The 13707-nt window shown below is 64.3% G+C and carries 12 protein-coding genes and 1 tRNA gene; 6 read left to right on the forward strand and 7 right to left on the reverse strand.

The window, feature by feature from the left end; translation table 11 throughout:
- The first annotated feature begins 15 nt into the window (after positions 1-15).
- From mreC to VPH46_RS04735, 5 genes are all read left to right on the forward strand, one after another.
- Positions 16-933 (forward strand): rod shape-determining protein MreC, encoded by a 918-nt coding sequence (gene mreC / locus VPH46_RS04715; RefSeq protein WP_416609349.1) that lies wholly within the window; start codon positions 16-18, stop codon positions 931-933.
- A complete protein-coding gene (gene mreD, locus VPH46_RS04720) occupies positions 930-1442 on the forward strand; it encodes a rod shape-determining protein MreD (RefSeq protein ID WP_416609351.1) in 513 nt (170 codons plus the stop codon). Before mreC ends, mreD begins: the two co-directional genes overlap by 4 nt.
- Entirely contained in the window at positions 1439-3490 is a 2052-nt protein-coding gene (gene mrdA / locus VPH46_RS04725; protein ID WP_125960497.1) for a penicillin-binding protein 2, read from the forward strand. Before mreD ends, mrdA begins: the two co-directional genes overlap by 4 nt.
- A gap of 10 nt (positions 3491-3500) precedes the next feature.
- The gene (rodA, locus tag VPH46_RS04730) at positions 3501-4634 is read left to right on the forward strand and encodes a rod shape-determining protein RodA (protein WP_416609353.1); all 1134 of its coding nucleotides are present in this window, start codon (positions 3501-3503) and stop codon (positions 4632-4634) included.
- 107 nt (positions 4635-4741) lie between these two features.
- A tRNA-Lys gene (locus VPH46_RS04735) sits at positions 4742-4817 on the forward strand.
- Positions 4818-5137: 320 nt separating this feature from the next.
- On the opposite strand, the gene VPH46_RS04740 is transcribed toward VPH46_RS04735, so the two are convergent.
- The 7 genes from VPH46_RS04740 to VPH46_RS04770 all read right to left on the reverse strand — a co-directional run bounded on the left by VPH46_RS04740 (position 5138) and on the right by VPH46_RS04770 (position 12168).
- Entirely contained in the window at positions 5138-5650 is a 513-nt protein-coding gene (locus VPH46_RS04740) for a hypothetical protein (RefSeq protein ID WP_416609355.1), read from the reverse strand.
- A gap of 328 nt (positions 5651-5978) precedes the next feature.
- Positions 5979-6407, reverse strand: a complete 429-nt coding sequence (locus tag VPH46_RS04745; RefSeq protein ID WP_416609357.1) for a hypothetical protein — start codon at positions 6405-6407, stop codon at positions 5979-5981.
- A gap of 210 nt (positions 6408-6617) precedes the next feature.
- A complete protein-coding gene (locus VPH46_RS04750) occupies positions 6618-7358 on the reverse strand; it encodes a hypothetical protein (protein ID WP_416609358.1) in 741 nt (246 codons plus the stop codon).
- 1072 nt (positions 7359-8430) lie between these two features.
- The gene (locus VPH46_RS04755) at positions 8431-9771 is read right to left on the reverse strand and encodes a DUF3987 domain-containing protein (RefSeq protein ID WP_416609360.1); all 1341 of its coding nucleotides are present in this window, start codon (positions 9769-9771) and stop codon (positions 8431-8433) included.
- Between the two features lie 290 nt (positions 9772-10061).
- Complete coding sequence (locus VPH46_RS04760; RefSeq protein ID WP_416609362.1) at positions 10062-10241, reverse strand: helix-turn-helix transcriptional regulator; 180 nt, start codon at positions 10239-10241, stop codon at positions 10062-10064.
- An 86-nt stretch (positions 10242-10327) separates the two neighbouring features.
- Positions 10328-10768, reverse strand: coding sequence for a hypothetical protein (locus VPH46_RS04765; protein ID WP_416609363.1), 441 nt, complete (start codon positions 10766-10768; stop codon positions 10328-10330).
- Positions 10765-12168 (reverse strand): tyrosine-type recombinase/integrase, encoded by a 1404-nt coding sequence (locus VPH46_RS04770; protein ID WP_416609365.1) that lies wholly within the window; start codon positions 12166-12168, stop codon positions 10765-10767. Before VPH46_RS04770 ends, VPH46_RS04765 begins: the two co-directional genes overlap by 4 nt.
- Positions 12169-12675: 507 nt before the next feature.
- Between VPH46_RS04770 and VPH46_RS04775 the strand changes: the two genes are divergently transcribed.
- A complete protein-coding gene (locus VPH46_RS04775; RefSeq protein ID WP_416609367.1) occupies positions 12676-13686 on the forward strand; it encodes a ferritin-like domain-containing protein in 1011 nt (336 codons plus the stop codon).
- The last annotated feature ends 21 nt before the right edge of the window (positions 13687-13707 follow it).

Genomic DNA, 13707 nt, shown 5'->3' on the forward strand with positions numbered 1-13707 from the left:
GGGGGGTTGCCGGCCATGGCGCCGCAACGCGACCGGCGTCCGGGCTTTTCGCGCCGGGCGCAATATGGATTGTTCCTGGGCTATGTCGCGGCGGCGGCAGGGGCGCTGATCGCGGCTGCCCTGCTGCTGCTGTCGACGTTCCACCCCGCTGCGTTCGCAGCCGCCCGCGGCGTCGTGCGCGAGGGGACGGCACCCGTTTCGCTGGGGCTGCGCCACGTCCGCGACTTCCTCGCGAGCGGCCCGGCGGCCGTCGCGGAGCATTTTCGGACGGCGAGTGAGAACCGTCGACTGCGCGCCACGCTGAAGCAGGACGCAACCCTGGTGCAGCGCGCGCGCCTGCTGGCGCGCGAGAATGCGCGCCTGCGGCGGCTTCTCGAGGTGCGGGAACTGCCCATCCAGGCCGTGGCTACTGCTCGGCTCGTGAGCTCGAGCGCGTCGAGCACGCGGCGCTACGCCGTGCTTGCCGCCGGCTACAGCCAAGGCGTGCGCTCCGGCCAGCCGGTACGTGGGCCGGAAGGGTTGCTGGGCCGTGTGGTCGAGACCAGCGCCAATACCGCACGCGTGGTTCTGCTGACCGACCCGGACAGCGTCATCCCCGTTCGCCGTACCCGCGACGGGCTGCCCGCGATCGCAAGCGGCCGTGGCGACGGGTTCGTGGACGTGCGGTCCGCAAACATCGCGAACGCGCCGTTCCTCGCGGGGGACATCTTCGTGACGTCGGGGATCGGCGGCATCTACCCGCCCGGGATCCCAGTTGCCCGCGTGCTCCAGAATGCGCGCGACACCGCGACCTCGCGGGTCTTCGCCCAGCCCGATCGCGCGGACTATGCGCTGGTCTTGCAAACTTTCTTGCCGCCGTTGCCGCCGCCCCCCGCCTTTCCGGCTTCGAGCGCGTCGTCGCCCCCCGCTCCCGCCCCGGACGCGGCTCCGTGAGCACGCCCGTGCCGATCGAGCTTTCGGTTCCCGAACCGCCCTATCGCCATTGGCGTCCAGCCGTGGTGATGGTGCTGATCGGATCGCTGATCACCATCGTGCCGATCATCGCGACCATCCCGTTCCTGCCTCCATTCGGGCTGCTGGCCCTGCTCGCGTGGCGGCTGTTTCGATCGAATGCCTTGCCGGCCTGGGCGGCCGCACCGCTGGGCTTGTTCGACGATCTCGTGAGCGGCCAGCCGCTCGGCAGCGCGATGCTGCTCTGGTCGCTGTGCCTCATCGCCCTCGACGTGCTCGACACCCGCCTCGTCCAGCGGGACTTCTGGCAGGACTGGCTGATTGCAACCGCGGCGGTGGCGCTTTGCCTGGCGCTTGGCCGGGTCTTCGCCGGCATGCTTCCAGCCTATGTGGACGGCCCCTTGCTCATCCAGACGGCTCTTTCCGGGCTGCTCTTCCCCGCGATGACCCGCCTCTGCGCCTGGCAATATCGCAGGAGCGCCAGCAGATGAGCCGCCCGTCGCGGGTGGTTACCGAGGCGACCCAGGCCTTCACCTTTTCCCGCCGCGCCTTTGCGCTGGGGGCGATGCAGGGCGGCATGGGCTTGCTGCTCGCCGGGCGGATGGCATGGCTCGCCGTCGCCGAGAACGAGCACTACGAACTGATGGCGGAAAGCAACCGCGTCAACATGACGCTGGTGCCGCCGCGCCGTGGCTGGATCGTCGACCGCAACGGTGCGCCGATCGCCAACAACCGCACCGATTTCCGCGTCGACATCATCCCGGACCGGCTGGAGGATCCTGCCCGCGTTCTGGGGGTGCTGCGGGATCTGCTCGCGCTACCCGCCGAAGACATGGAGCGGATCGAAACCGACCTGAAGCGCAGCCGCGGGCTGCAGCCGGTTCAGGTCGCCGAGAACCTGCCGTGGGAGCGCTATGCCGCACTCAGCGTTCGCCTGCCCGACCTCCCGGGGGTCGTTCCGGCACGCGGCTTCTCGCGCAACTACCCGATGGGCGCGGCCGTTGCCCACCTAACGGGCTATGTGGGAGCCGCGTCGGCCGAGCAGTATCAGGAGACCAAGGACCGCCTGCTCATCACACCGGGTTTCAAGCTCGGCAAGGATGGCCTTGAAAAGACGCTGGAAGTTCGGCTCCGCGGGGTGCCGGGAGAAAAGCGGGTGGAGGTCACCGCCCGCGGCGAGCCGGTGCGTGAGCTGGCCACCCGTCCGGACCGCCCCGGACAGACCGTACGCCTGACGATCGATGCCGGGCTGCAGGAATATGCGGCCCGCCGCCTGGGCACCAATTCCGGCGCCGCGGTCGTCATCGACTGCTTGACCGGCGACATCCTGGCGATGGTGTCGATGCCGGCCTATGATCCGAACAGCTTCTCCGACGGCATCGGCCGGCTGGAATGGAAGATGCTGTCGGAAGACGACCACATCCCCTTGATGAACAAGGTGCTCCAGGGGCTGTATCCCCCCGGCTCGACGGTCAAGCCGATGAACGCGCTGGCCCTGCTGCAGGCGGGCGTGCACCCGCAGGAGACAGTGTTTTGTTCGGGCGCGATGCGCGTCGGCACCGGCGTCTTCCACTGTCACAAGCGCGGCGGCCATGGCCCCACCAACATGCGCCGCGCGGTGGCGCAGAGCTGCGACATCTACTTCTACGAAATGGCGCGCCGGTTCGGCTACGACATGTTTGCAAAGGTCGCCCGCTCGCTTGGGCTCGGCCAGACCTTCGACCTGCCGTTTTCCTCCCAGCGCTACGGGACCATGCCGGATTCGGCGTGGAAGCTGAAGAAATACGGCAAGCCCTGGACGGTGGCGGATTCGCTGAACGCGTCGATCGGCCAGGGGTACGTGCTCGCCAACCCGCTTCAGCTGGCGGTGATGGCGTCCAGGCTCGCCTCGGGTCGCGCGCTTCAGCCTCGGCTGCTGCTGAACGGCCGCGCTCCCACCGCACCGCTGCTCTCGGCAACGCCCGAGCAGATGGCGATCGTACGGGACTCGATGTTCGCCGTGGTCAACGACGGCGGCACCGGCGGCGCGGCGCGGATGCAGGTGCCGGGCGTCACCATCGCCGGCAAGACGGGCAGCGCGCAGGTGCGCCGCATCACCATGGCAGAGCGCCGCTCCGGCGTGCTCAGCAACGCCCAGCTGCCCTTCAAGCTGCGCGACCACGCGCTGTTCATCTGCTTCTCGTCGGCGGACAACCCGCGCTACGCGGCGGGCATCGTGCTGGAGCACAACGCCCACCTGATCCGGAACCTGGACACGCCGATCATCGCCCGCGACATCTTCACCTATCTCTATGACAAGGAGCGGGCGATGAAATCGCTGGCGGAGTTCGAGCCGACCTGGGGCGGCGACATCGCCACGCGCATGCGGGCGGAAGCCGCCGCCTTCCAGGCTGCCAACGCCGCTGCGCAGGTGGCGCCCGCCCCCGCGACGGTCGACACGCCGGAGGCGGTCGGCAACGCCGTCGACGCGGCGATCGCCAACCAGGCCGTGCCCGAAGGCGACGTCGCCCAGTCCAACACCAGCCGTAGTCCGGAGTGAAGCGGCCCGAATGAAGCGCATCAAGAACTCCGGCATCGGCCTCGGCCTTGTTCCGTCGGCGCTCGCCCAGCTGCCGTGGCGGCTGCTCGTGCTGGTGCTGGCGATCGGCGGATTCGGGCTGGTGGTGCTGTTCTCCGCCGCCGGCGGCAGCATCAATCCGTGGGCGCTCCGCCAAGGCATCCGCTTCCTGGTCTTCGTCGCCGCGGCGGTGGTGATCTCGCGCGTCCGCCTCTCGGTGTGGCAGCAAGGCGCCCTTCCCGCCTATGCGGTGATCGTCGTCCTGCTCCTGCTGGTGGAACTGCTGGGGGCCGTGCGCGGCGGCAGCCAGCGATGGCTCGACATCGGCATCATCCGGCTCCAGCCTTCCGAACTCATGAAGCCTGCCATCGTCCTGGCCCTGGCGCGCTTCTACGACCTTCTCCCGCCTTCCGAAATCCGACGCTTCGGTGCGATCTGGCCTGCGCTCGCGCTGATCGGCGTGCCCGCCGCGCTGGTGATGCTGCAGCCCGACCTTGGAACCGCGCTGATGATCACCGCGGGCGGCCTGACCGTCATGTTCCTGGCAGGGTTACCGCTGCGACTGTTCATCGGCGGCGCGCTGGCGTTCGTCGTGATCGTGCCCGTGGCGTTCAACTTCCTGCTGCACGACTACCAACGCAACCGGGTGTTGATCTTCCTGGATCCGGAGAGCGACCCGCTGGGGGCCGGCTACCACATCAGCCAGTCCAAGATCGCGATCGGCTCCGGCGGCATCTTCGGCAAGGGCTTCCTCCAGGGCACCCAGAGCCACCTCGACTACCTCCCCGAAGGTCACACCGACTTCGTCTTCGCGACGATGGCCGAGGAATGGGGCCTGATCGGCGGCGTGCTGCTGATCCTGGCGTTCTTGCTGGTCATCCGCTGGGGGGTGAACGTGGGCGTGCGCTCGAACACTCGCTTCGCCCGCCTCGCCGCGGCCGGACTCGCCACGACCATCTTCTTCTATGTGGCGATCAACCTCATGATGGTGATGGGCCTGGCACCCGTGGTGGGCATTCCCCTGCCGCTCGTCAGCTATGGCGGATCGGCCCAGATGACGGTGCTGCTGTCGCTCGGCATTCTGATGTCGATCGACCGGAGCAACCGCGATCAGCAGCGCTGGTGAAAAAACTTCGCTGCACTGCATTTTTGGGGTTGGCAGGCTTGAGGGACGTTGCTAGTTGGCCGCCTCCAACGCGGCGGGCCTAGCCCACCGCCCTCGCCAAAGGCGACGGACGCATAGCTCAGTTGGTAGAGCAGCTGACTCTTAATCAGCGGGTCCTTGGTTCGAGCCCAAGTGCGTCCACCACCTTTTTCAAAGACTTAGCCGCATTCTCCAGCCACCTCCTCGGTAACGGGGTAACGAATGGGGTAACCGGGTGGTCGGGTTATCTTCGCAGCAACTCTCCGCCGGGATAGGATCGCGTTGCGAAGGGGGGCCGGGGGGGGGGGTCTTTCACAGCGGCAGACAGCGACGTGTTACCCGCACGTTACCCTGCGCCGCTCGATCTCGGTCTATCCCGCTGATAACACAGCGCTATGCGCTTTTGGCTTCACTGTTTGCTGGTCAGCGGCTCGGTTTTTCCGCTGGCGGATTTATCCCGCTGGCTCTTTCTCGATCCGCTTGCCTCAGTGCATCAAGTGAAGCGGCCGGCGATCCGATACGCTACCAGTCAGGTCGAACAGCCGCTCCATGCCGACCGCCTCCTTCGTTAGCGTCTCGCCGTTCGCCAGCCGGTGCAGCATCGTCAAATGATCCAGCACCCGACCGGCGTCATCGGGTCGCAGGAACGATCGGAGCCAAGCCTTGAGGCGCTTCGGTTGCCATCCACGGCGACGCTGGATCGATAGTTCGAGGTGAAACTGTGACCGCTGCCTGTTCGACATCATCTGCCACAGCGCTGCTAGATCGAGACGCAGCACCTCCCGGCCTAAGCAGTCCGTTGCAGCACCGAACGCTCCGTGCGGATCGTACTCGACCGCCTGAAGCCGCAGCGTGCCAGGGCTGTTAAGCGCATCCCGTACAGCCGCTGCACTCCCCTGCTCGCGTCGCCAAGCCGATAGTCGCAGCGGTCGGAACAGTGCTTCCCCGTCCACCACAAGCATCGCCTGCGGGTCGGACAGCATGATGCGTTCAATCATTATCGTTCCCCTCGGAGCATCTCACCGTACAGATCGGAAGCATCTTCGACGCCCATGCTATCGGTGACCCGTCGAACGTCATCACCAAGTGCCTCGCGCAGGTTCGGCGGCAGGGGTGGCGCTACGTCTTCCCCTGTTTCTAGCATCTGCTCGTATCGCCATCCCGGCGGCCGATCGGCGTAGCGCGCGACTGCTTGGCTGCATCGCTGCTGCCACTGAGCATAGGCAATCTTAAGCGGCGCTGGGAGATCGCGAACCCGGCGTGCCGTACTATGCGGCGGCAGCAGTGCATCAAGGGCGCGGTCCAGACGGCGCGAGGGTGATAGTCTCATCGCTTGTGCGCTCCCTGTTGAAGCAGGCGCTCGACTTCATCGAGACGTGCGAACAGTTGCTTTAGCTGATCCGCTTCGGCGACCGCCCTGAACGCCACCGCTAGCTTAGCGGCCTCGGATGGCGTAACGTCACCATTCGAAATTGCTTCTGCCAAGTCTGCCGGATCGGTTGAGCCGATTGGCGGCACACGTTCAGCGGGCACAAGCCTGTCGAGGCACCAGCTAATCGCTTTCCACGAACCTTCCGCCAAAGCCTTATCTAACGCCGCCCACGCCGCTGGACCACGGTCCCGGACTGCCTGTCGGATCGCCGCTGCATCCTTCGACACCGAGCCTTTCGGGCGCCCCATGCCATGCCCCGGCAGCAGCCGGCCCGCATCGTCGCGCACGGCGCTATTTGTCGCTTTCGGAAGCGCATCAGACATAATCGACCCTCACCGCTCGATCGGACAGCCAAGCCCCCACGGCGCGCACGTCCACCGCACCGGACGATGCCGCGGGGAACCCGTGACGTTTCCGTAACAAGGCTCCCCACTGGCGGGATACGCCCATGGCGTTCCACACAGCCCCGACAGACACTAGGCCGCCGTGCGCGCTCGGGAGCGTGACGGCGGCTGGCAGGCGAACGGGACGGCTCACGAGGCCGCGACGACGCGCTCAAGCGCCGTTCCCTGATCGACCTCCAGTGCCGCCGCGATGAAGGCCACAAGCGATTTTAGAGCCGCTTCGTCCCGCTCCACACCTGCCACACGCTCACGGAAGCGGGTCATGGCGGCACCGGCCTGAGCGGTCGCTGCGGCATTGTCGGTGCCGGTGACGATCAGTCCGCCTTCCAATGTCGGGCGCTTCGGGTGCGCGCCGGCCGCGCCCGTTCTGATCGCATGGAACGCAGGCATAGCCAGTTCGCGAGCCCGATCCGCTTCATCGTCGGACAGTTCGGCAAGCGAACCATCAGCGACAAGCAGCGCCGCCATGGCCGTAGGCGATGCGGACTCGATGAATGCACGGCGCGGACCAGGCCCTTCCAATGAGCGGAACCTGTCGCGAATCTCGGGCCCGTAACGTGTAGCATCCTCCGCCACGGCAGGCGGTGGTGTCAGCGCCGTACGGCGGGCGGTCTCGACCTCGCGGGCGTTGCCAGTCGCAGCAGACAGGGCGACGCTAGTGCCGCCGATGAATGGCTCGAAACGGCGCTCCCGAGCGGCTGCAAAAGCTTCCGGCTTGAAGGTCGCTTCATCGCGATTGAATCCTTCGACCAGCGACGGAACCGCCGCCAGCACCGGCGCAAACGCAGGTCGATCCTTCGGGACCACGGCAAAGATGCCGTTCACACCCAGCGCAACGTGGTCTTCGCGGTCTGCTTCAGTAATCGGCATGTCGTGCTCTCCTTGTCAACTAATAACAACAAGGTGGCGCGTCACCAGCAGTAAGTCAAGCCACTGCGTGAACCTTGTTGATCACAGTTGCCGATTGGACGGTTACTGTCTCGGAGCATTGCATATATTTAATGCAATGGGTCCTATCCTTCCACTGTGACACTCTGTGACACTTATCTGCGTATTATGGCTAGATAGCAGGACGGGCATAGGCATCCGCTATTATGCACCACCTCGACTAAGTGTCACGGAGTGTCACAGTGCCACAATTCACTGAATATCAATGGTTTAACCGTGACGGCTCTAAACGACGAACCGTCACGCACTGTCATACCGAACGAACGTAATGTCGCTTGCCTGTCCCGGCTTCCCGCTCTTGCCGATAGCCGAGCATCGCCAGATCGCCCGCAATAGGTGCCGTGTATTTGGGGCTGTTAAGTTCGTTCAGCGGCAACGATAACCGCATAAACAGTGTTTGCATGGTGACCGTATCAGCGTCCCTTCGGCGCTGCTGGCGTTGCTCCACGTCCACACGGCGCGTGAAATAATCGGGTGGCGCGTTAAGACTCGTCGATCACGGGAGGGGATCGGCCATGAATCGTTTTTGCACGCTTGTCGGGGTCATCGCACTTGGGGGCTGTGTCTCGGTGCCCAAGCTTATGCAGGATGAACCAAAGAGCACTTGGACATTGACGCAGCCAATCGATGCGACCGTGCAATGCCTCGTACTGAACCTTGGGAACTGGCCCGGCGTGAACGTGACGAACGGCCCACAAGGGCACGTGGTGGTTCTGCCAGGCGACGCCCCCGTAGTGCTCCAGATCACCGGCAATCAGATGACAATGCGGACCCGGAATGGCTGGTCGGCTCGGACCGTCCGCCAGCAGATCGCCCCCTGCATTTCATAGCCATTCGCGGATACCGGGATCGGCCGTGGCACGTATGTCGACAATGTCGCTTGCGCGCGTGTCACGGCTAGAAAACGATCCAGTAGCACGCGCGTCGATAATATAAGAGAAGCACGAATTTCATTTTTTGTGACACGCGCGCAAGCGACTTTGTCGACACAGTCCTACAGTTCGCCCTGTCCCGACAGTTCCATGATAGTCGCGCGTGCCTGTATCCTGCGGCAATGCTCCCGCTCGGCGCGTTCCGCGAACCGAGTGTGCACATAGGGATTGACGATCCATTTCGGCTCGCCGTTCCGCTTCTCCGGGTCGGCCACCGGCATCAGCCAATTCATCGCCGCGAGCGTCTCGAACAACGGGCGAGTGTCGCGAAACGTCAATCTGCGGACCTGCCGAACGGATCGTTGAACCGTTCGGTGGTCAATTTCCGAACTTCCGTGTGCCAAGATGTAGCCGGCGATCGCTTCGAGCCGGTCCTGATCGTCGCTGAGCGCAAGCGTAGTAGAGTAGAAGGAGACAGCGTGCGGCAGTAGGAAAGTCCTCATGAACCTCGCCACGGCGCTCGCAGTGTTTGCCGTAATGACAGGTCCAGGTTGTGCCCACGGGTTGCTTAACACGTGCCACACTATCGCGAGGCGTGCGAACAGGCCATCTAACTTACCGATATGGGCACCCAGCATCTTTGAGACGGCTTCACCGGAGCCGAACGCGTGATGCCGGCGCACTAACTCGCAGCGGACCTCATGCGCTTCCGGGGCAAACTGCAATGTCTGCGGCTGGATTGTTGTGAGCGTCCGCACGGCCATATCGTAAAGGCTCGCGGCTGGCGGCACAGGTGCGTCCTGCGGCAACTCGGACGGACGGAGGACAATGGGGAAAAACCGTTGCAACAACCCGTCGTCCACAGCGTCGGCGGCAATGCGCCTGATCGCGTCGGGCTGGATTCCACCGAGAATGCACGCAGAGACGTTGTGCAAAAGTGTCGAGCCCCGGCCCACTCGGTTGATGGGCATTTGCCCGCCATTGAATGCTTGCAGCCAGAAGGCGCGATCCGCGGATGCCCCCTTTCCGCCGCCGTACTTGTCCAGCGCGCCGAACCACCCCGACAACTCATCCGCGCAGACCAGAAGCCCCGTGGTGGTGCCTCGGTAAACCTCTTGCGCAGCCTCGACTGTGGTATCCCCCAGCCGGTGACGTTGCTGGCGTGGTTCGGGCTGGTCGGCCTTCGCTACCTTGTCGAGTGCGGACCATGCGGTGTGCTGTCGCTGCCAGTCCGCAAATCGCTCCGCGTCCCTCTTCCCAAGAGGTGAAACGGCGGCGCTGATGATCGGCGACTTCTTTGTGGATGGTAGACCGACCAACGTTGTCCAAATACGCGCGCTTTCCTTCCAACGTCCATCATGCTGTTGAACCTGGACCCGCAACGTGTCCGGGATCGCGGCGGCACAAACAGTTAGCCCCGCCATAGCAAGCCCAGCCGGGTCCGCACCCATCTGTTCCGACAACGCCCATGTCCACGTCTCGATAACGGGGGGTAGGACGCCACGACGCAGCGCGGGCGGATCAAACTTCCCCCAAAGATCGAAAGGTTGCTCATCTTCCGGCCTAGAGCGGGGATAGGCCGGTGGAACTGCGGGAGCTACCGTCGGCAGAGGGGGCACAGCCGGACCTTGCACCGCGGGCGCACCGGGTTGCGTCGGGACGGCCGACGTAGTATTTAGATTCTGTCGCATAAATCACTCCGTCGCAGCCGGTGGGTCCGTCAAGTCCACCGGCTGCGTTTTTCTTTATGTGGTTAGGCGGCGTTGCGGTGACTGGCCCACCATGCGCAAACGTCATCGGCTCGCCAGTATCGGCGGCGATTGACTTTCACCGGCTGCGGAAAGTTGGCGTCTTTAAGCCAGCGCCAAATTGTCATGTCCGACACGCGACCGCAGGTTTCGCGGACTTGTCGGCTCGTAATCATCGTGTCCATCGTCGCCTCCTTCGGTTGGGACGACGGACGATTACTCACACGTTAGAACGTGATGCAAAAGAATGCGGGTCGGGATACCCCGACAATTATTCCGACCTGCGCAGCATATCAGCACGATAAAGAGCAAGCCGCCGCTGCCGCTCTTTAGCGTCGCCCGGTTCCTCGCCAGGCCACATCGCTAAAAGCATCCGCTCGACCTCGCGCATCTCATCAACCCAGCCGAGAATGGTCGGGCGCTTCATGCCGGTGCGCGCTTCCAGTTCCACCAAGATTGCGTCCGACTGCCCCGGCGCGGCTTCCATGCGCTCGATATATTCGACCGCCGCACGTCGCTGCTCGGCGTAAGAAAGGCGCGGGCGTTTGCCGGCGGGTGGGCGTAGGCGACCCGATACCAAATCGGCCAGCATGTCCCGTTCGCCATCGTGTAGCGGCATGTCCGACCGCAGCAACTCGGCAAGGTTGTCACCTCGTCCCGCCACTGCCGCCCATATCGCGTCGCGCCATCGGGTATCCACGGTCATGGTCACGCCGCCACCTCAACCGGCGGATGGAGGTAGTCGCGCCAACCATCCTCGCCTCCCCGTAGCGCCGCCGCACATTGCTCCCACCCGTCGGCATCGCCGTGGATCGCCGCGCGCACGGGCCGGGTGTCCTCTAGGCGTGAAAAGGCATCGCGCGCGCTGTCATCGTTCACCACGTCCATTACGAACCGGCCCCATGCAGTCATCGCGTGCCGCTTTTCTTCCATGTATTCGTGCCGCGCATAGACACCCGCCACGCCCGCTTTGGATCCGGCCGTATGGTTCAACAGCGCCTCGGCAACCTGTAGCGGCACGCCTAGCACCTCCAGTCCCGTCGAAAACGTCCGACGCAGATCGTGAAGCCGCCATGCTTCCCCCAGCCCGGCCGCTTCGTCCAGCCGGTCCTTCGCCTTGGTGAAACCGGATACGGGTGTCTTGCCGGTGCGCGTGAAAAGCAGCCCCAGCGTCCCGATGCGGCGCGTTACGGCGTCGATTTCCGCCAGCGCCGGGCCGGTCAGAGGGACGATCGACCGCTTACCATTTTTCGCCCGCTCGGGCGGTATCGTCCACAATCGGCGCGCGCGATCCAATTCGCCCTCGCGAATGCCAGCCACTTCGGATCGCCGCTGCCCCGTGAGGATGAGCAATCGCACGATCGGACCGAACGCGTCCCCTAGTTCCGCACTCGCGCGCCATACCGCCGCCAGTTCGTCCCATGAAAGGACCCGATCACGCGAAGTTTCATCGTGCGGCTTATCGAAACCCGAATAGGGCGATTCCGCGATAAATTTTTGGTCCTTCGCCGCGCACCATTTAAAAAATTTCGATAGGGTAGCGTGCAGCCGGTTCGCCATTTTCGGCGAGCCCTTAGCCGTCGCGCGCTTCACCGGCTCGCGCGCTTCATCGTCCGTTATGTCGGCGACCGGTCGTTGGCCGATCACAGGCAATATGTCGCTGTTGAATTGCCGTTCCGTCTCGCCGACCGTGCGATTGCGCTTCTCGGCTCGTCGGAATGCAAGATACCGATCCGCCGCATCGGCGACCGTCATTCGCGCGCGCTCGGTCACAACAGCATTCGCCGTCGGATCGCGCCCATGTGCCACCTCTAGCCGCGCCCGGTCAGCAGCAACGCGCGCCTCGGCAAGCGTATGAGGTTCGCCAAGAGGCAGATCGGCAACAGAGACTTCGCGCCCGTCCAGAACGGGTCCGATCGTCAATTTCTTCGGCTTGCCGTCGAAGCGGTATCGCAGCGCCCAGCTTTTCGCGCCGTTCACTTGAACCACCAGGAACAAGCCGCGACACTTGCCGTCGGGTATCTCGGTGCGCACCAACGGACCAGATGGATTGCTTTTCGCCGGCCGCGCCTTGGCGTTTTTGACGGTCGCCGTCGTTAAATCCTTCGCCATGTCGCCTCCCTCGGGTAACGCACGGGTAACGCGAGAGCCTATTTTGGCACTGTTACCCTGCGTTAGTATCAGGACGTAACATTGCCGATATTCTACAGGTTTGCAAGGTGTTGGCACCTTCCGAATGCGCTGATTTGAGACCTCAGGTTATAACCCAGTTATTGACTCTTAATCAGCGGGTCCTTGGTTCGAGCCCAAGTGCGTCCACCACCTTCCTCCCTCAGAAACATGACATTCTGACGGCAGGATAGGTGTGCGTGTTGGAGAGCGGGAGCTATCCCGCCTGCCCCCTTCCAATCACGACATCGCTGGTCGGCCTTCAGCCTGTAGTGGCTCGCGTTTGGCATGCTGCCGAAAGACAGTTGGTAATCGACGCAATCGCCGGTAACAGCAGCGGTTCGGACACGGACCATCCTTGCCGGATCGGCATGGACGGAGCGTGCCGTCGGGAGCTGGGCGCGGCAACACCGCAGAACGGCGGACCGACGTGTTCATTGGGAGGCGTTGATGAGCGACGACACGGGGCTGGACGAGGTTCTGGACACGCAGGAGCGGCGCCGCGCCGACCGGCGTGATTTCCTGCGCTATGCGGGTGGCTTCACCGTCGCGGCGGCAGGTGCGGCGTTGGTCAGCGCCTGTGGCGGCGACGACGATGACGACGGCGGCTCGTCGAGCCCCACGCCGACCCCGACGCCCACCCCTACGACCTCTGCGACGAGCGGGATCAGCGATGCCGACATCCTGAACTTCCTGCTCCAGATCGAGTATCTCCAGGCGCAATTCTATGCCCTGGCGACCACCGGCAGCGGCATCGCCAGCACCCTTCTTAGCGGTACGGGTACGCAGGGCAGCGTGACGGGTGGCGCGAAAGTCACCTTCAGCGATGAGGTCGTCGGCCAAATGGCGCGGGAGATCGCGCAGGATCAGCTCGCCCATGTCGAGTTCATGCGCAGCGCGCTGGGCACCTCCGCGGTCGCCCAGCCTGCCATCGACCTGAGCGTCAGTGCCACCAGTGCCTTCTCGGTGGTTGCCCGTGCGGCCGGCATCATCGGCACCGGCGAGACCTTCAATCCCTATGCCAGCGACGAGAACTTCCTTCTCGCGGCCTTCCTGTTCGAGGACCTGGGGGTCAGCGCCTATCGCGGTGCGGCAACCCTCATCAAGAGCAGCACCCTGCTGCAGGTGGCGAGCGGCATCATGTCGACCGAGGCGTATCACGCCGCCATGGTCCGCACGACGCTCTATACCAAGGGCTCGACCAATCCCGAGTTGATCACGCGCGCCGACGGACTGTCGAACGCGCGCGACGGCTATGACGGCAGCAGCGACCTGGACCAGGGGATCAGCAACCGTGGCGACGCGAGCAACATCGTGCCGACCAACGACGACGGTCTGGTGCTGGGTCGTTCGTTCAAGCAGACGCTGAACGTCCTCTTCTTGAGCGCGGCGGCGGCAGACAAGGGCGGCTTCTTCCCCAACGGGGTGAACGGCGCCGTCAAGACCAGCGACGCCAACTGACGCACCGACAGGCAGGAAGCT

The sequence above is a fragment of the Sphingomonas sp. MJ1 (PH-R8) genome (assembly GCF_048058635.1).
Lineage (GTDB): Bacteria > Pseudomonadota > Alphaproteobacteria > Sphingomonadales > Sphingomonadaceae > Sphingomonas.